The organism is Caulobacter sp. CCUG 60055 (assembly GCF_022750545.1).
Taxonomy (GTDB): domain Bacteria; phylum Pseudomonadota; class Alphaproteobacteria; order Caulobacterales; family Caulobacteraceae; genus PUIC01.
On record NZ_PUIC01000002.1, the window covers coordinates 273,836 to 292,792 of the forward strand.

At 68.4% G+C, this 18,957-nt stretch carries 9 protein-coding genes; 5 read left to right on the forward strand and 4 right to left on the reverse strand.

The window, feature by feature from the left end:
- Positions 1-38: 38 nt before the first annotated feature.
- Complete coding sequence (locus tag C5708_RS04860; RefSeq protein ID WP_242918447.1) at positions 39-8,246, reverse strand: autotransporter-associated beta strand repeat-containing protein; 8,208 nt, start codon at positions 8,244-8,246, stop codon at positions 39-41.
- 334 nt (positions 8,247-8,580) lie between these two features.
- Between C5708_RS04860 and C5708_RS04865 the strand changes: the two genes are divergently transcribed.
- The gene (locus tag C5708_RS04865; protein ID WP_242918449.1) at positions 8,581-10,236 is read left to right on the forward strand and encodes a winged helix-turn-helix domain-containing protein; all 1,656 of its coding nucleotides are present in this window, start codon (positions 8,581-8,583) and stop codon (positions 10,234-10,236) included.
- 790 nt (positions 10,237-11,026) lie between these two features.
- Positions 11,027-13,333 (forward strand): TonB-dependent receptor, encoded by a 2,307-nt coding sequence (locus C5708_RS04870; protein WP_242918451.1) that lies wholly within the window; start codon positions 11,027-11,029, stop codon positions 13,331-13,333.
- A gap of 224 nt (positions 13,334-13,557) precedes the next feature.
- Here C5708_RS04870 and C5708_RS04875 read toward each other — a convergent pair whose 3' ends face one another.
- From C5708_RS04875 to C5708_RS04885, 3 genes are all read right to left on the reverse strand, one after another.
- Entirely contained in the window at positions 13,558-14,160 is a 603-nt protein-coding gene (locus C5708_RS04875) for an AraC family transcriptional regulator (protein ID WP_242918453.1), read from the reverse strand.
- 142 nt (positions 14,161-14,302) lie between these two features.
- The gene (locus C5708_RS04880; protein WP_242918455.1) at positions 14,303-14,959 is read right to left on the reverse strand and encodes a response regulator transcription factor; all 657 of its coding nucleotides are present in this window, start codon (positions 14,957-14,959) and stop codon (positions 14,303-14,305) included.
- On the reverse strand, positions 14,959-16,587 hold the full coding sequence (locus C5708_RS04885; RefSeq protein WP_347566996.1) for a histidine kinase: 1,629 nt from the start codon (positions 16,585-16,587) through the stop codon (positions 14,959-14,961). Before C5708_RS04885 ends, C5708_RS04880 begins: the two co-directional genes overlap by 1 nt.
- Positions 16,588-16,893: 306 nt before the next feature.
- On the opposite strand from C5708_RS04885, the gene C5708_RS04890 reads away from it, so the two are divergent.
- The 3 genes from C5708_RS04890 to C5708_RS04900 are packed head-to-tail and all read left to right on the forward strand — an operon-like array spanning position 16,894 to position 18,957.
- Entirely contained in the window at positions 16,894-17,808 is a 915-nt protein-coding gene (locus C5708_RS04890) for an alpha/beta hydrolase (RefSeq protein WP_242918457.1), read from the forward strand.
- On the forward strand, positions 17,805-18,305 hold the full coding sequence (locus tag C5708_RS04895) for a cupin domain-containing protein (RefSeq protein WP_242918459.1): 501 nt from the start codon (positions 17,805-17,807) through the stop codon (positions 18,303-18,305). Before C5708_RS04890 ends, C5708_RS04895 begins: the two co-directional genes overlap by 4 nt.
- Before the next feature lie 40 nt (positions 18,306-18,345).
- Complete coding sequence (locus C5708_RS04900; RefSeq protein ID WP_242918461.1) at positions 18,346-18,957, forward strand: hydrolase; 612 nt, start codon at positions 18,346-18,348, stop codon at positions 18,955-18,957.

Sequence of the window (18,957 nt, forward strand, 5' to 3'; positions counted from 1 at the left end):
TTCGGACGAGGTCGGTCATCGTCGACTCGCTTTCCGGCTCAGAACTGGACGTTGAAGCTGAAGCGAGCGGATTGGTCGGAGAGGCCTGAGCCGAACTGGCCGCCGTAGGTGACGCCGAGCGCCGCGTTGGGCGACAGCGCGTAGTCGAGGCCGGCCTCGACCGTCGCCGCGTTGCGCGCGAGCGGAACCCCGCCGACCGCGAAGGCGTCGCCGCCGCTGGCGAAGCGCATCGTCGAGAGCGGCGTCACGTCGCCGAACGCATGTCGCCAGCCTAGCGCGCCCTTCGCCGTCAGGGTCGTTCCGTTGAGTTCGAAGGTGGTCGAGTTGCGCAAGCCCACCGTGGCGAAGGTCGTATCCGTCGTGGAGGCCGCGCTGGTCAGCGCCGCAGCGCCTCCCGCCTCGGCGAAGCCGTCGGCGTGCAGGCTTACATAGGCGAGGTTGGCGAAGGGTTCGAAGGCCAGGTTGCGCGCGCGGATGCGGTAGCCGAGTTCGCCGAAGACCTGCGCCGTGCTGGCGTCGTAATCGCCCCTCAGCCTGTCGCCAAGGCCGGGAAACGCGACGCTGCGGTTGGCCGCGACGTCGTGCCAAGCATAGGCCGCGCCGGAGCGGAGGGCGAGGTCGCCCCATGTCGCGCCGCCGTAGAGGCCGACATGGTAGTTGTCGCTCCAGCCTGACGCGCGACGATCCTTCACGTCGAAATCGGTGCGGCTGTAACCGGCCGTCGCGCCGAGGCGCCAGCCGGCGAACACCGACGCATCCGCGCCGATGAAGAAGCCGGCGGTCGAGCGGCCGAGGCGCGCGGCGTTGCCGTCGCCGTCGGCGTGGCCCCAGGAGCCGAAGCCTTGGCCCCAGACCGCGAGGCGTTCCGTGTTCGCGGCGACCGCGACCGGCTGGCCGCCGACATAGGTCGCGACAGCGCCCTGCGAGGCGCCGACGCCGTCGAAGGCGGCGCGGAGGCGGTCGTTGACGGCGCTGCGGACGAAACGGCCGTCCTCGATCATCGTCGTCTTCGCCGAGGCGTGGATATCGCCCGAGAGCTGGTCGAACGCGTCGCGCGCCTGTGGGGCCGAGAGGTTCAGCGCGGCGTGATAGATCGGATTGCCGAAGCCGAGGCTTTCGACCCCGCTGCCGGCGGCGACCTGGTTCGGAGCCACGCCGACAGCTTTGAAATCGATGTTGTTGCGGGTCATGGTCAGCCAGACGTTGTTGGCGTCGTAGCTGAGCGAAGAGTCGAGGAAGGCGAGGTTCGAGGTTACGCCGGAGAACGCGCTGTTGGCCGCAAGTCCGCCGCCGGCGGTGAGGATGGCGTAGCGGGTCTGCGGCGCGTAGTCGCCCGCGCCCGCCAGCACCTTCACCGTGCCGCCCTTGATCGTCGCCGCGCCCGAGGCGAGGATCTTGTCGGATTGCCCAGCCGCATTGACCTCGACCTCGTAGATCGAGCCCGTGTTGAAGGCGATGTCGCCGGCGACGTTGAGCGTGCCGATCGAATTGCCCGGCGCGATCGTGCCGTTGATGGTGGCGGCGCCGACCTTGCCGGAGCCCTGGAGGCGGCCGGCGCCGAGCACGTTGAGCGTCCCGCCGAGCACGCCGTTCACCGCCAGCGTTCCGGCCTCGACGGTGGTCGCCCCGGCGAAGCCGCTGGAGTCGCCGGTCAGGGCGAGCTTGCCGGCGCCGGATTTTCTGAACTGTCCGGCGCCGGAAATCACGCCGGCGAAGGCCGCGTCGGCGGTCTGGTTGAGGGCGAAGGACGCGCTCTCGGCGATGGCGACGGCCCCGCCGAAGCGTTCGGCCGAGGAGACAAGGCCGCCGGTCTGGACCGTCCAGTTGAGCGAGGAGGCGCCGGTCAGGGTCAGCACCCCCGCGCCGCGCTTGACCATGGCGCCGCCCGCGCCGTTGAGCGCGCCGATGGCGCCGGCGAAGCTGGCGTCGGTCGTCTGGTTGAAGATCACCGTGCCGGCGTTGCCGATGTCGCCCGAGATCGAACCGGCGGCGCCGATCAGCGCGCCCGCCGCCACCAGGGTGTTGCGGTAGGCGTTGGCGCTGTTGTCGAGCCGCAGCGCGCCGTCACCCTGCTTGATCAGATCGCCGCCGCCCGACACCACGCCGGTCAGGCCGAGCTGGGTTCCGGCGGCGACGTCGAAGCGCCCGGCCTGGGTCAGCGCGACTGAACGGGCGGTGTCGAAGCTTCCGGTGGTCGAGAGGGCGCCGCCGGTGAAGGTCAGGCCGCCCGCAGCCGCGCCGAGGTTGGCGTCGCGCGACACCGACAGCACGCCGCCGCTGATCGTGGAGCCGCCGGTATAGCTGTTGGTCCCCGACAGGATCAGCGTTCCGGCCCCGGCCTTGGTCAGGGAGGCGCCGTTCCAGCCGGTCGCCGAATTGGCCGCCTGGTTGGCCAGCGCGGCGCTGACCGTGAAGGTGTCGGTCGCATTGGCCAGCGTGAAGCCGCCTTGGGCGAGGTTGTTGCCGGTCGTCCAGCTCAGGCCGTAGCTGGCCAGATATTGCAGGTTGTCCGCCGATTTGTGGGTGGAGACGGTGAGATAGTCCACGGCGCCGCTGAAGCCGCCCACGGTGACGCCGGCGAAGTCGCCGCTGATGCCCGAGCGGGTGTTGATCAGCACCTTGTCGAGCTGGCTGGCGGTGTTGATGCCGCTGATGTTGAAGGCGACGCCGGCGCCGATCGCGACGTGGTCGGCCGACAGCGCCGCGCTGTCGAGGCCGGCGACGATGGACAACGCGGTGTTGTCGGCGAAGGTCACATTGTGAGCGACGTTCACGGTTCCCGGCGTCTGGATCGCCAGCGCGCCGCTGGCCACCGTCAGGCTGCCGCCGAGATTGTTGGCGCCGCCTGCGCCGCCGCCGCCGAACTGCAGGCGGCCGCCGGAGACGGTGGTGTCGCCCGCATAGTTGTTGCTCCCGGTCAGGATAAGCGTTCCGGAGCCGATCTGGCGCACCGCGCCGCCGCCCGAAATGGAACCGGAGAAGGTCGTTACGTCGTTGCGGTTGAAGGCGAGCGTCCCGTTGTTGACGATGCTGCCGGTGAGCGAGCCGCTCGCGCCCCCGTCGCCGAGTTGCAGGACGCCGCCATTGATCGTGGTCCCGCCGGTGTAGGTGTTGCTCCCGGTCAGGATCAGCGTGCCGGAGCCGTTCTGCCGCACCGCGCCGGCGCCGGAGATGGCGCCTGAGAACCGCGCCGTATCCGCCCGGTTGAAGGCGAGCACGCCGTTGTTGACGATGTCGCCGGCGATCGAGCCGGTCGTCCCGCCGGCCCCCACCTGGAGCACGCCGCCGCTGACTGTGACGCCGCCGGAGAAGCTGTTGCTTCCGGTCAGGATGAGCGCGCCGACTCCGAGCTTGGTGAGCGAGCCGCCGCTGAGGGCTTGGTTCACGGTGAAGGCGTTCGACGGGCCGGTGATGTCGAAGCCGCCGCCGCCCGCGCCCCAGTGGATCGTCCGCGAGGTGGAGGAGAAGCTGGAGCCCGCGACCTGAAGCACCCCGCCGTTGAAGGTCAGCGCACCGGAGGCCGCCCCGAGATTGGCGTCGCTCGCCACCGCCAGCACGCCGCTGCGCAACAGGGCGCCTCCGCTGAAGGTGTTGGCGTTCGAAAGGATGGTCGTGCCCGCGCCGATCTGCTGCACCGCGCCGGCGCCCGAGATGACGCCGGAGAAGACCATGGTGTTGTTGCGGTTGAAGGCGAGCACGCCGTTGTCGACGACGTCGCCGACGATCGAGCCGGTCGCGCCGCCGTCGCCGAGCTGGAGCGTGCCGCCGCTGACCGTGGAGCCGCCGGTATAGCTGTTGGTCCCCGACAGGATCAGCGTTCCGGCTCCGGCCTTGGTCAGGGAGGCGCCGTTCCAGCCGGTCGCCGAATTGGCCGCCTGGTTGGCGAGCGCGGCGCCGACCGCGAAGGTGTCGGTCGCATTGGCCAGCGTGAAGCCGCCTTGGGCGAGGTTGTTGCCGGCGGTCCAGCTCAGGCCGTAGCTGGCCAGATATTGCAGGCTGTCGGCCGATTTTCTGGTGGATAGGGTGAGATAGTCCACGGCGCCGCTGAAGCCGCCCACGGTGACGCCGGCGAAGTCGCCGCTGATGCCCGAGCGGGTGTTGATCAGCACCTTGTCGAGCTGGCTGGCGGTGTTGATGCCGCCGATATTGAAGGCGACGCCGGCGCCGATCGCGACGTGATCGGCGGACAGGGCGGGGCCGCCGGCGCCGATCGACAGCGTGGCGTTGTCGGTTAACGTCACGGCGCCCGCGACGTTCAGGGTCGCCGGCGTCTGGATGGCCAGCGCCGCGCCGCCGGCCACCGTCAGCGCGCCGCCGAGCGTGTTGGCGCCGCCCGCGCCGCCGCCGCCGAACTGCAACCGGCCGGCGGCGACGGTGGTGTCGCCGCTATAGGTGTTGGCGCCAGTCAGGATCAGCGTGCCGGCGCCGAGCTTGGTGAGCAAGCCGCCGCCGCTGAGGGCCTGGTTGACGGTGAAGGCGTTCGACGGGTCGGCGATGTCGAAGCCGCCGCCGCCCCAGTTGATCGTCCGCGAGGTGGAGGAGAAGCTGGAGCCGGTGACCTGAAGCACCCCGCCGTTGAAGGTCAGCGCACCGGAGGCCGCCCCGAGATTGGCGTCGCTCGACACCGACAGCACGCCGCTTTGCAGCAGTGAGCCCCCGCCATAGGTGTTGGCGCCGGTCAGGATCGTCGTGCCCCCGCCGATCTGCTGCACCGTGCCGCCGCCCGAGATGACGCCGGAGAGGGTTGTCGTATTGCTGCGATTGAAGGCGAGCACGCCATTGTTGACGACATCGCCGACGATCGAGCCCGTCGCGCCGCCATTGCCGAGTTGCAGGACGCCGCCGGCGATCGTGGTGCCGCCCGTATAGGTGTCGGCGCCCGATAGCGTCAGCGTCCCGGCGCCGGTCTTGACCAGCGATCCGCCGACGCCCGAAATGACGCCGCTCACCTCGGTCGAAAGATTGCTTGAGCCGACCGTCAGCTGGTTGGCGCCCAGGAGGTAGGAACCCGCGCCTGCGATCGAGCCGGCGCTGACCTGTCCGTCGCCGTTGGGCCCGGTCGTGCCGCTGAAATCAACCGAACCGCCCGCATTGTTGATGATGGCGGCGGAGCCGGCCGTGCTGGAATTCTGGAAGGCGACGGCGCCGTTGTTGGTGATGGCGGCGCTTCCGGCCGTGCTGGAATTTGTGAAATAGACGACGCTGTTGCTGGCGACGTTGGTGATGACGGCGCCCGCCGCGGTGCTGCTGTCTTTAAAAAAAACCGTGCTGTTGTTGGTGATGGCGGTGTTGCCGGCGGAGGTGTCGTTAAGGAAGTTCACGGTGGAGTTATTGGCGATAGTCGCGCCGCCCGCCGTGCTGCTCTGGTAGAAATTCACGGTGGAGTTATTGGCGATATTCGCGCCGCCCGCCGTGCTGTTCTGGTAGAAATTCAGGGTGTAGTTGTTGATGATGTTGGCGCTTCCGGCCGTACTGTCGTTGTAGAAGTTTTGGATATTATTGTTGGTGATGGCGGCGTGTCCGGCCGTGCCGGCGCTGTAGAAATTCAGAACGCCCGAGTTGTTGTTGGTGATGGTGAGGCCGCCAGCGCTCGTGCCGTCGCGGAAAAAGATGTCGCCGCTGTTCGAGATGCGGGTGACGCCGCTGATGTCGGCGTTGACCACGTCGAGGTTGGCTCCGTTGCCGACGTCGACCGCGCCCCCGATGGCGCCGGCTGCGCCGAACTTGCCAAGCTGCAACGTGCCGCCGCTGACCGTGGAGCCGCCGGTATAGGTGTTTGCGCCCGTCAGCGTCAGCGTGCCCGCGCCGGTCTTGACCAGCGAGCCGCCGACGCCCGCGATCACGCCGCTCACCTCGGTCGAGAGATTGTTCGAGCCGACTGTCAGCTGGTTGGCGCCCAGGAGGAAGGAGCCGACGCCGGCGATCGAGCCGGCGCTGATCCTGTGGTCGCCGTTCGTCCCGGCCGTATTCGAGAAATCGACCACGCCGCCGGTGGTGTTGGCGATAGCGGCGGAGCCGGCGTTGCTGTTGTTGAGGAACACCAGGCTGGAGCTGTTGGTGATGCTGGCGCTGCCGGCCGTGGCGGCGGCCTGGAATGTCAGGGCGCCGTTGTTCGTGATCGTCGCGCCGCCAGCCCCGCTGGTCTGGAAGAACGTCAGGTCGCGATTGTTGGTTATGGTCGCCGCGCCAGCCGTGCTGCTGTCGTTGAAGTACAGGGCGGCGTTGTTGGTGAGGTTGGCGTTCTTGGCGGAGCTGGCGTCGCTGAAGTTCAGCAGGGCGCCGCTGGCGTTGGTGATCGCAGCCGCGCCGGCCTGGCTGTTGTCGTGGAACTCCAGGGTGCCGACATTGTTTATGGTCGCGGCGCCGCCCGAGCTGGTGTCGTGGAATTCGAGCCTGTTGTTGTTGGTGGTGACGCCGGAGCCGGAATTGCTGGCGCCGTAGAAGTACAGATAGCCGTTGTTGGTGAGCACAGTGGCGCCGGCGGTGCTTCCGTTCTGGAACTTCGTCGTTCCGGCGTTGGTGATGGTGGTGACGCCCGTGGTGTTGGCGTTGGCGACGGTGAATGCGCCCGCGCCGTTCACTCTGACCTGACCCAAGAGCGAGCCGGCGGCGCCTGCCGCGCCGAGTTGCAGTTCGCCGGCGTTGATCGTGGTGCCGCCGGTATAGGTCTGGGCGCCGGTCAGGACGGTCGTGCCGGGGCCGCCTCTGGTCAGAAGCGCCGCGCCCGTAAGCGTCACGCCGATCGTGCCGGGGCCCCACAGATTGAAGGCGTTGGCGGCTTCGATCGAGCCCGCGCCGCTGACGACGCCGCCGTTGAAGGCCAGGACCTGCACGCTGAGCTTGCGGCCCGCGCCGATGTTGAGGGTCGCAGTGGCCTGGTTCGTGAAGGTGGAGACGTTCAGCATATTGCCGCCCGTGAGCGATATCGAACCACTGCCCTGGTTACTGATGTTGCTCATCTGCGCATCGACGTCGCCGCCGCCGACGTTGATCTGACCGCTGTTGTTGACGTTGTACGCGACGAGCTTCGCCATGCCGCCGGGACCGTTGAAGTTGATGACGCCGCTGGCGTTGTTGTTGATGTCGCCGCCGTTCGTGACGACGCCGCCGACGCCGACATTGATGGTGGCGTCGTTGTTGAACGCGCCGCCAGTCCCTAGGAGTATGGCCCCGGCGCTCAGATTGATCTTGCCGCCGCTGTTGTTGGCGATCGCCGCGGCGGAGAGGGTGTCGCCGCCGCCGATGTTGATCGTGCCGCCGGCGTTGTTCACGCTGGTGAAACCGGTGGCGTCGCCCGCCGCGCCCAAGTTGAGCGTGGCGGGGCCATCGACGACGACAGCGTTGTTGTAGGCGCCCGACATGGTGGTGGCGCCGCCGGCCAACTCGATCACGCCGATGTTGCTGCCGGTCAGCGCCGCGATGCTGTTCACGCCGCCGGTGATGACGATCGCGGTCGAGAGGTTTCCCGACAGGCCGCCGGCGCCGCCGCGTGCGCCGCCCTGGATGGTTCCGCTGTTGATGATGGTCAGGTTCTGGCCGATGACGCCGTAGCCGCCCGCCTGCGGGCGATAGGGCTGGAGGTTCTGGTAGTCCGTTCCGCCGCCGCCGCCCTGGATCGTGCCGGAATTGGTGATCGTCAGGCCGCTGGCGGCGGTGGCGGTGACGCCGTTGCCGCCGGCGCCGCCGGCGCCGTTGCCGGACGGATTTGCGAACGAGTTAGGGATGCCCGGCCCGATGACGTCCGCGCCGCCGCCGCCATTGCCGCCCGATATCGTGCCCGTATTGGTCAGGCTGGTCCCGGTCGTGACGATGACGCCGGATCCGCCGCCGCCGCCGCCGCCGCCGCCCGCGTAGTAGTACGACTGGGCATAGCTCGAGGCGCCATAGCCGCCGTTGCCGCCGGCGCCGCCCTTGATCGTGGCGTTGTTGGTGACGGTCGTCGTCAGGGTGAGACCCGCGCCGCCCGCGCCGCCGCCGCCGCCGCCGGCGGCCACGCCATAGCCTCTGCCGCCGCCGCCGCCGCTGTCCGACGCGCCGCCGCCGCCGCCCACATTGCCGCCGCCGCCGGTCGCGCCGCCGCCGCCGCCCGTTCCGGTCGTCGAGCCGTCCCCCGCCGCGCCCGCCCCGCCGCCGCCGCCGGGGGTCGAGGAGTTGGGCGCATTGCCGCCGGTTCCGCCGTTCTGGCCGACGCTGTCGGCCAGCGCAGGCCCGGTCACGGCGATCAGCGCCGTCGAAGCCAGCAACATGGCGCGCAGCCAGCCGCCCGCGGCGCCGCGCGCCGAAGTCGAAAGCACCCGTGAAGACATAATTCCCCCCAGCTCGAAAGCGGGGGCTTACGTTTCCGCGGCGCATTAAGGCGTCCCGCCTAATCTCGCGCTTTTAGTGACCGCCATTCCCGCGTCGTGTCTTCCCGCCTTATGTCAGCGAGGCTCCGCAGGGTCCTGAAGCGGCGCCGGAGGATTTCTGAAATTTTGCTGAAATTTTCCGTTTTTGAGCGAGATTCAAATGACTTCCGGGGATTCTGGGTGCTTCTGACGTCACGCTGCAGAACCGCGGCGTTGTCCGGGGGAAGGGGGGAGGGTGCTGAGATTCGCGGGGTTTGAAATCGATCAGCGGCGGTCCGAACTGCGGCGGGCCGACGGCGAAGCGATCAAGCTGCGGCCGAAGACTTTCGACCTCCTATGGCTGCTGGCGATCAATCCGAGGCGAATCCTCAGCAAGCACGAACTGATGGCCGCCGTCTGGCCGGGCGTCCATGTCAGCGACGACAGCCTTTTCCAGTGCATCCGCGAGCTTCGCGCCGCCCTTGGCGACGACAAGCGCCAGCTGATCCGGGCGGTCTCGGGTCGGGGCTATCTGCTGGAGGCCGACGTGTCGGGGCCGCCGGATGCGGGCCCTCCGGAAATGACGCATGCGCAGACGGGATCTGCGACGGAAGCGAGGCCGGCGGGAGCCTGGCTCGATCTCAAGATGCGGCGCCGCGCGGTCCTGGCGGTCATGGCGGGGGGCGGTGCGACGGCCCTGGCGGCGGCCGCGGCGGTGCTGCCTCGTTTCTTCGTGAGCTCGCCCGCGACCGTCGCCGTAATCCCGATGGCCGCCGGGGGCGATGCGCCGATGAGCGCCCGGATGGCCGCCGGCGTGACCCGCGATCTGATCGACGGCCTGGCGAAAATCGAGACGATCCGCGTGGTGACGCCGCACGGCGCCGTCCAGGCCGCCGACTTCGTGGTGACCAGCGTGCTCGAACAGACCGAGGCGGCGTGGAACCTGAGCGCGCGCATGACCGAACCGTCGACCGGCACGGTCAAGTGGACGAGGGCGCTGTCGGTGGACCGGAACGGCGCGGATGCGCCGCTCCAGCAGACGCGCCTGACCGCCGGCCTGGGCGACGCGCTGGCTTTGAGCATCAACGCGCTCCTGAAATCGGGCAACCGCTCCGTCGACGGCATGCCGACGGGCGGCGCCAAGGCCGCCATCGAGCAGGCGACGGCCTCGATCAACCAGACGACCTTCGAGCGTTTTCACGCCGCCCGGGCGATGCTGGAGAAAGCGCTCGCCGACGACGCCGACGACGTCGATCTGCAAGTCGCGCTCGCGGCGTTCCAATTGCGCGGAATCCAGATGGCCTGGTTCCCGGTCGCCGAGCGCGCCTCCGTCGAAGGGCGCGTCGGCGCGATCGTGGAGCGCACGTTGCGCGCGCGGCCCGACTATATCCCGGTGCTTCAGACCTATTGCCGGTTCCTGTCGACGACCAACCGTTTCGTCGAATGCCTGGTGGCGTGCGAGAGGGTGCTCGCCCTCGATCCGTGGGATGGAATCACGCTGTATCTCATCGGGCTCGCCCAGGTTTTCCTCGGCCGCTTCGACGAGGGCCTCGCCACCTTCCGGCAGGCGGACCGGTTCGACACGCCGCAGGTCGCGCGCTGGACCTGGGCGATCGGGGCGGGCTGGACCTATCTGCTCATGGGCCGCCCCGAGGACGCGCTGCCCTGGCTGAAGCGGTCGATCGCGATCACCCCGGCCAGCGGGCGCACGCACCTGCTGCTGGCGGCGGCCTACCAGCAACTGGGCCGGGGCGCCGAAGCCAGGGCCGCCATGGCCAAGGCGCTGGAGCTGAGACCGGGCGCGACGGCGCGCACCGTGCCGCCGCCCGACAAGAACACCAGCCCGGTCTATCTCAAGGCTACCGAGCGGGTGATGAGCCTCATGGTCGCCGCCGGGCTGCCCGCGAGCTGACCCCCTGAACGGCGGCCGCCGACCCGCCCCCCGCCGCCCGGAAGGCAGCCCCATCCGATCGGCCGATCGACGCCTCGCCAGTTCCGCGCCGCGCCTCGTTTCGTCGCATGCGGGGACATGTGCGCCATCGCGAGCGGTGTGGCTTGACCTAACCTATAGGGGGGTATACCTCAGCCCAGTCTTCGGCGCGGGCCTTTCCCGCGCCGGGGATCGTCGGCGCGCCAAGCGCCGGCGCCCACCCAACGGAACAACGGATCTGATGAACCCGCGATCTAGCAGCGCAACCAGCGAGGGCGACAGTCGGCGCATAGCGCCGTCTTCGAACACCTTCGCCGGTCGCTCCGAAGCCCGGAACGCCGTTCACCTGTAGGATCGCCGCCCGCGGTGATCCGCGGGCGCACAGCTTCTCGGGCTCAGGTTTGAACCTTGAGCAAGGAGAGGCGTCTTGGCCTGCCACCTGCCCCTTATTTCGCCGCTGTGGAGCTTGGCCTCCGCAGCGAACCGGTCGCATACGCCTAAAGTCCGGGCGCTCGTCCTGAGCGTTCCGGCTCTCGGCTGGCCGCCGGACCCTGGCGGGCGCCCCTAGGCGCCGGGCCGACGGTCGCTCGGAAACCAGCGCCCCTCATTCAATCCACGCCGCCGAACCGCGCCGCCTCCTGCGACGCGGCCTGATCACTCGCGTCTCAACTGTAGAATAGTCATGACTGTAAAACTCAAATCGCATCTACGTCTTCAACAACAGAAACATTCGTATCGCCGGGGGATCGGTTGGAAGGGGCCGGCTCTCGTCATGATCTTGAACGGGCTGAGCTTCGGCCTGGCCCATGCTCAAGCCACGACCGGCGCTGCGAACAACGAGGGCGACGGCGGTACGCGCTCGTTCCAGGGCGCTGAGGTGCAGGAGATCGTGGTGACGGCGGCGCGCCGGGCGGGCGCCGTGGATCAGCCGGCCGGGGCGGCCCAATACGCCCTGACCAAGGAGAACTGGGCCGACGTGATGACCGGGACGAGCGCCCTGGCGCTCGTGAAGAATCTGCCCGGGGTCACCTTCACCTCGACCGACGCCTACGGGCTCGATCTTTCGGACGGCTTCCTGCTGGTCCGGGGCTTCCGCCAGAATGAGCTGGCGATCACCTTTGAAGGCGTTCCCCTCAACGACGGCAGCTATGGCAGCGTCACGGGAACCGCGCCGCTGAACGTCGGCGTGACTTCGAACATCGGTTCCGTGCAGATCTCGCCGGGTTCGGCCCAGGTGAGCACCTTCTCCAATTCCGGGGACGGCGGCGAGATCCGCTATTCGCTGATCAACCCGAAATCCAAACCGGAGTTCGGCGCGGTCGTGGGATATGGAAGCAACAATGCGCTCGTCCTCAGCGCGACCGCTCAGACGGGCCAGATCGGCGACAACGGGCCGCGCGCGCTTTTCGGCGTCGAGCGCATTTCAAAAGACAAGTACACCGGCAGGGGCACGCAGTATTCCCTGCACGCGAACGCGAAAATCGTCCAGGACGTCCCCTGGGGCGATGTCACGGCCTTCCTTTCGTACTCCAACTTCGAAATCTGGGGGTATAACAACACCTCCTTCGACATGCTCTCGAAGCTGGGCTGGAACGGCACCGACATCCTCTACAAGGACTATGATCGGGCCGTGTTCATAAATACGCCGGCCAATGCGGGCGTTTCCTGCGGCGCCTACACCTGCGGCGAGCTGGCCAAGCTCGTCCCCTACGACACCGGTCAGGCGACGAACGATTTCATCGGCAGCCTGGCCCACCGCTTCCGCCTTTCGAACGAGCTGTCGGGCGAGGTCATGGCCTATGGGGCCGTCAGCGCCTCGGACGTCGAGATCTCGGACGTTTCGACCCCGTCCCAGACCGGCGCGCCGTTCTCGGCGCAGGTCTGGCGCACGCGGCCGGAACGGTTCGGCGGCGCGGCCAACATCAGTTACGCCGTCGGGCGCAACACCCTGTCGGCGGGGGCGTGGCTCGAGCGCGTCACCTCGACGTCCAGGTTCGAGTCCTTCAACGAGCCGCTTCCCGGCCAGGGCCCGCCGCTGCGGGCGATCGGGCCCTACGACGTCTACGGCCCTGCGTTCCAAGTTCAGAACCAGTCCGCCTGGACGACCCGATCGCTTCAGCTTTACCTGCAAGACGTCTTCAAGCCTACCGAAGCCCTGACCCTGACCGTCGGTTTCAAGGCGGTCGACTTCGTGACCAGCGGCGGCGGCGTCGGTCCCGACCAGGCGCCGAACGGCAGGCTGGCGGCCAGGGACCCGTTCCTGCCGAAGCTGTCCGTCGAATGGCGTCCGACCGACCGGGACTTCCTCTATCTCGACGTCGCCGAAACGATGATCGGCTACCGGGTTTCGTCCCGCGGCAACATCGGCCCGGTGTCGTCCGCCTGGGCCGCGGACAGCCAGGCCATTTTCGAGGCTACGGCGCCCACGCTGAAGCCGGAGAAGGACTGGAACTTCACCGTCGGCGGCTATCACGATTTCGGCTGGCTGAGCCTCAATGTCGACGCCTATTACGGGATCATTCTCAACCGGTTGCTCAACGGCACGAGCGGGCCGCAATACGCGCCCGTGCGCTCCGTGGGCATCGTGCCGCAGTCCGACCTCTTCGGCGCCGACGCGATCGCCAGCGCCAAGCTGCCGTTCGGGATCGACATCTCGCAGTCGGTCTCCGTCAGCAAGCTGCGCTACGGCGACAATCTCGTCGTGTCCGGCGAGGTGGTGCCCCTGAAGGGGCACTACCAGCCCGGCTATCCCAGCGTCTCCCTGATCACCCAGGCGACGTACAAGCACGACCGCTTCGAGGCGGGGCTGACCAGCACGGTCTATCTCGACCAGCCCTTCACCTACACCAACGACCTCTACGTGCCGGACTACTGGCAGGTGAACGGCCGGATCTCCTATCACCTGCCGAGGAGCGAACACCTGCCCGATCTGGTTTTCCGGCTGGACGTGAACAATCTCCTGGACCGCAAGAACATCGGGTCGGTCGGCATCGGAGGATATTCCGTTTCGGGGGACTATCAGACGTTCATGAGGTCGGCGCCCAGGCAGTTCCTGTTCACCGTCTCCGCGAAGTACTGACGGTCGCCAGCGTCCGGGCCGGAACATCCGGGCTGGACGGGAAACCGGGGCGCAGCGCGCCGGGAGCGATCCTGGATCACGAACATGGTCCAGGATCGCCTCGGCGCTGGTGGCCGCGCATCGCCCGACAGCGACTGCGCGGCCCGGCCGCTTTCATTCAAAGCCGCCGCCTGTCGCTATACGTGATCCGCGCAAGTCGGCGGCGCGGTATCGGGTGGCCTGGGTTAGGCTTCGCAATTCGCGCCATTCCCGCTGGCGGCGGCCCGGTCCGTGACCCGAAGACCGTATTGTTCGCGCCGCCAAACTCCGGGGGCGCTGCCCACTTCGCGACGAAAGACCCGCGAGAAGTGCGCCTGGTCGGCGAACCCGCAGGTCGCCGCGATCCGGCTGAGCGGCTCGTCGCTTTCCATCAGCAGCGCGCGTGCGCGTGCGAGCCGCAGCGCGACGACGTAGGCGTGCGGCGACCTGCCGAAACTGCGCCTGAAGGCCCGGAAGAAATAGCTCGCGCTCAGCCGCGTGACGCCAGCCATGTCCTCGACCCGCATCGGCGTTTCGAGGTGCGCGTGAATGTGATCGACCACTCGTTGCGCCTGCCAGGGCGCGAGCGCGCTGCGCGGGCGGCGGGGAGCGCTCGGCTGGGCGTCGGTGGTCTCGGCCCCGGCGCTCCAGAGCATGTCCAGTGCCCTCTGAATCTCGCGCCTCGCCGCGGGAGCGTCGTGGTCGAGGACCCGCGATGCGCGCCGGAGAAGCAGGGCGACGATCGGGACGATCTCTCCGATTTCCGCCGGCTCGCGCACGATGTCGAAGTCACGCAGCGTCCCCGACATCGGATTTCACCTCCCTTTACATATGGAAATCTTCGCGCCGGCCGCGTCCGCGATCCATCGTTCGGCCGGGGGAAGTCTTAGCAAGGCGAAGGGACGATGCGCGGTTCGTTCCTTCGGAGGATGCGCCCGCGGGAGACCGCGCCTACAAACGGATGAGGCCGCGACGGCTCGCCACCGTGATGGCTTCGGTGCGGCTCAAGACCCGCAGTTTGCTGAAGATGCTGCGCAGATGCGATTTGACGGTGGTCTCGCTGATGTTCAGCCGCGTGCTCATGTCCCTGTTGCTGTGTCCTCGCGCCAGCAGGGTGAGGACCTCCAGCTCGCGGGTGGTGAGCGCTTCGCCGCTGACGCCGGCGGCGAGCTTCGCCACCAGGGACGGCGGAATGCGGGTCTCGCCGGCGTGGACGCCGCGGATGCAGTCCAGCAGCTCCTCTCGCTGGGCGTCCTTGAGCATGTATCCCTTCGCGCCGGCCATGATGGCCCTGGAGATGTCGTGGTCGGTGTCGAAGGTCGTCAGCACCATGAGCCGCGCCGAGGAATCCTCGCGACGGATCGCTTCGATGGCGCCGACGCCGTCGAGGATCGGCATGCGCAGATCGAGCAGGGCCACGTCGGGACGGCATTCCAGCCAACGGTCGACGCAGTCCCGGCCGTTGGCGGCTTCGGCGACCACGACCATGTCCGGCTGTCTTCCGATGATCGAGGCCAGGCCTTCGCGGACGGTGACGTGGTCGTCGGCGATCAGCACCCGTATCGGCGGCGGCGATTGCTGATCCGTCTTGGAGATCGGCGTTTCCATCACTTTGACCCCAATGCTTCGGGCGAAGACGCCGGCAGCTGGATCAAGACCTGCGCGCCGCGACCGTTCGCGCTGCGCACCTCCATCCGGCCGCCCATCGCATCGACCCGTTCGCGCATGCCCAACAGGCCGTAGCCTTCGCTTCTCGCGGCCGGATCGAAGCCGCGGCCGTCGTCGGCGAACTCGAGCCGAACGCCGTCCGGTCCGAAGACGATGGCGGCGGAGATGCGGGACGCCTGGGCGTGGCGGAGCGCGTTGGTCAGGACCTCCTGGGCGATGCGGAACAGGTTCTCCTCCCATTCGGGCGGCAGCGCCCGGGGCGCGCCCAGGACCTTGAAATCGGCGCGGAGCGCCACGCCCTCGGTCAGCTTCCCGAACAGCGTCCGCAGGGCGTCCGCAAGGCCCCCCTCTTCCAGGGGGCGGGGCCGCAGGGCCTGCACGGAGCGGCGCGCCTCGCTCAGGCTTTCGCGCGCCAGGTTTCGGGCGGTGACGACGTGCTGCTCCGCCTCGCGCCCGAGGCCCCGCCGACTGGCGTCCTCGGCCGCTTCCAACTGCACGATGACGCCGGTGAAGCCCTGCGCCAGCGTGTCGTGGATGTCGCGCGCGATCCGGTTGCGCTCTTCGGCGACAGCGGCTTCGCGACCCTGTTCGGACAGCTCGGCCAACCGGATCATCAGCATGGCCTGGTTGGCCAGGGCCTGAGCCAGTTCAATCTGTTCGGTCTGGAAGGTGCGCTTCTGTTTGAAGCGAAGTCCGATCGCGCCTTCCAGCCGTCCGGCCACCGTCATGGGGACCAGAAGAACGGTGATGACGCCCAACGGCAGCAGCCGGTCGCGCAAGGCGAACGGCGGGACGGTTCGAATGTCCTCGATGGCGCTCGGCGCTCCCGAGCGAAAGACTTCGGGCCACGGCCAGATGTCCTCCATCGGAAGCGACAGGTCGAGCCCGGCGAACCTGGGGTCGGACTTCGGCACCACGCGGCCGTCCTCGAAAGCGAACGCCAACTCGACGGTTCCCTCCGGTCCGCCGCCGCGCCATACGCTGGCGCTGTGCGCCTCGAACTGTTCGGTCAGCGTCCGCAGGACGTGCGCGACCATCTGGTTGGAGTCAGGCTCTATCGCCAGGGTGTCCAGGGCGCTCTTGAGCGCGTCGAGCTGCCCGCGGGCCAGTTGCTCGGACGCCACCAGCGCCTTCTCCGCCCGCTTGCGCGCCTCGATGTCGATGTTCGAGCCGTACCACCTGACGACCCGGCCGGCGTCGTCCAGAAGCGGAGCGCAGCGGAAGAGGAACCATCGATACTCGCCGTCGAACCGGCGGATGCGCGCCTCGTGTTCGTCCGGCGCGCCCCGGGCCAGCGTATCGCGCCAATGCGTCTCGAGCGGGGGCAGGTCGTCGGGATGGATCGTGCTCGTCCAGCCCCATCCCAGGGCGTCGTCCATCGAAAGCCCCGTATACTCGCACCACTGGCTGTTGAGGAATTCGGCGGCCCCGTCCGTGTGGCAGAACCAGGCCAGGCCCGGTATGATGTCGATCGCCGCGTGGAAGCTCCTTTCCCAGGCCCGAAGGTCGCCGGGGAGCATCGCGGTCCCGTATTCCGCGCGGTGTCGGGGAGGGGCTTCCGTCACCATGCGAACCTTCCGCTGCGCGCGTCCGTCGACGGTCTGATCGCCGCGATCTTGGCGGGAGCGGCGGCGGCGAGTCCAGCGGTCCGCGTTTTCGATCGCCGTCGCATTCGGCCCTCTTGCTCCAGGCGCGGCGCCGCGCCGGCTGGCGGGCCGCCCGCCAGTGAAAGCCAACCGTCGGGGCGTGGCCACGCAATATGCGTTGCAAGGGGCGCGGCGCGGCACTGATCGACAAGTCCGGCGCCCCTGATCAAGGCGCGCACCCGCCCAACGCTTAGGGTTGCGGCGTCAGACAGCGTCAAAGGGCTCGTCATGATCCGAACGCTAACGTCGTTGATCGCATGCGGCGTCATCCTCGCGGCCTTTCCATGCGCGGCGAAGGTCAAACCCTATCCCGCCAGCTTCAAGACCGAGACGATCACCGCCAACGGAACGCGGATATATGTCCGCGTCGGCGGTCATGGCCCGGCCGTCGTCATGCTGCACGGCTATGGCGAGAGCGGCGACATGTGGCAGCCGCTCGCCGTCGCTCTCGCCAAGACCCACACCGTGATCGTCCCCGACCTTCGCGGCATGGGCCTTTCCGGTCATCCGGACGGCGGCTACGACAAGAAGACCCAGGGCCGCGACGTCTCCGGCGTGCTGGACGCGCTGCACGTGGGCAAGGTCGACGTGGTCGCCCACGACATCGGCAACATGGTCGCCTACGCCTTCGTGGCCGAACAGCCCCAGCGGGTGGGGCGTCTGGTGCTGATGGACGCCCCGATCCCCGGCGTCGGCCCCTGGGAAGAGATCCTGAAGAACCCGCTGCTCTGGCACTTCCGCTTCGGCGGGCCGGACATGGAGCGGCTGGTGAAGGGGCGCGAGCGTATCTACCTCGATCGCTTCTGGAACGAGTTCTCCGCCGACCCGAAGAACTTCGACGAGGAGAGCCGCGTCCACTACGCCAAGCTCTACGCCCTGCCGCGCGCCATGCACGACGGCTTCGAGCAGTTCCACGCCTTCGACCAGGACGCCGTCGACAACCGGAAATTCCTCGCCGCCGGACCGCTGTCGACCCCGGTCCTGGCCGTCGGCGGCGAAAAATCCTTCGGCCCGGAGATGGCCGTGGTGGCCAAGGCCGCCTTCACCAACGTCCAGGGCGCCGTGATCCCCAATGCAGGCCACTGGGTGATGGAGGAAAACCCCAAGGCCACGGTCGCCGTCATCCAGGAGTTCATCCGGTGAACGCCTTGAGGAGGGCGGGGTCCTGCGGAGCCGGCCTCGTTCTGCTGGCGCTGGCCGCGACGTCGACCGCCGCCGCGCCCTCGTCGGGCCAGCTTCGCCTCGATCCGAACGACATCGCGGCCCTCGCCAAGGGCGGCGCGGGCGCCGGGACCTCGGGCGTGGCCGGCATTCAGACCACCGTGCTGCTTGGCGACCCCGCCGCCCCCGGGCCCTACGCCATCGCGCTCCGGGTGCCGCCCCACACGACCATCGCCGCCCATACGCATCGCGACGACCGTTCCGCCGTCGTGGTCTCCGGGACCTGGTGGTTCGGCTACGGCCCGAGCAACACCCAGGACAAGCTCAAGCCGCTGGCTCCAGGCAGCTTCTACACCGAACCCGGCGGCCAGGCCCACTTCGCCAGGACCGGCGACCAGGCCGCGGTCGTCTACATCACCGGCGTCGGCCCGACGGACACCCGCTACGTCGAGGCCTCCGCCGATCCAAGGCGGCCCTAGCCCAGCCTCGTTCCGTCAACTCCGCCCGAAGGGGTCTCGCATGACATCCTACGCCGCCATCCGAGATCCGATGGCCGACCACCTGCTGACGCCGCAGAACGCCGCCGTCCTGATCATCGACTTCCAGCCCGTGCAGGTGAACTCCATCGCCTCGCGCGACAAGCGCCAGCTGGTCGCTAATATCACCGCGCTCGCCCGCATCGCGAAGCTCTACGGCCTCCCGGTCGTGCTGGCGACGGTGAACGTGTCCACCGGACGCAACCAGCCGACCATCCGCCAGATCATCGAGGTGCTGGGCGACGCGCCCATCATCGACCGCACCTCGATCAACGCCTGGGAGGATCAGGACTTCGTGGCGGCCGTGAAGGCGACGGGCCGGAAGAAGCTGATCATGGCGGCGCTCTGGACCGAGGTGTGCCTCGTCCATCCCGCATTGGACGCCCTCGCCGAAGGCTTCGAGGTCTATCCCGTCGTCGACGCCTGCGCAGGCACTTCGCTCGAAGCTCACGACGCCGCGCTTGACCGCCTCGTGCAGGCCGGCGCCAAGCCGACGAGCTGGGTGCAGCTCATCTGCGAACTGCAGCGCGACTGGAATCGCGAGGCTACCGTGCCCGGCTTCGCGGATATACTTTTCGCCATCGAAGGCCATTGA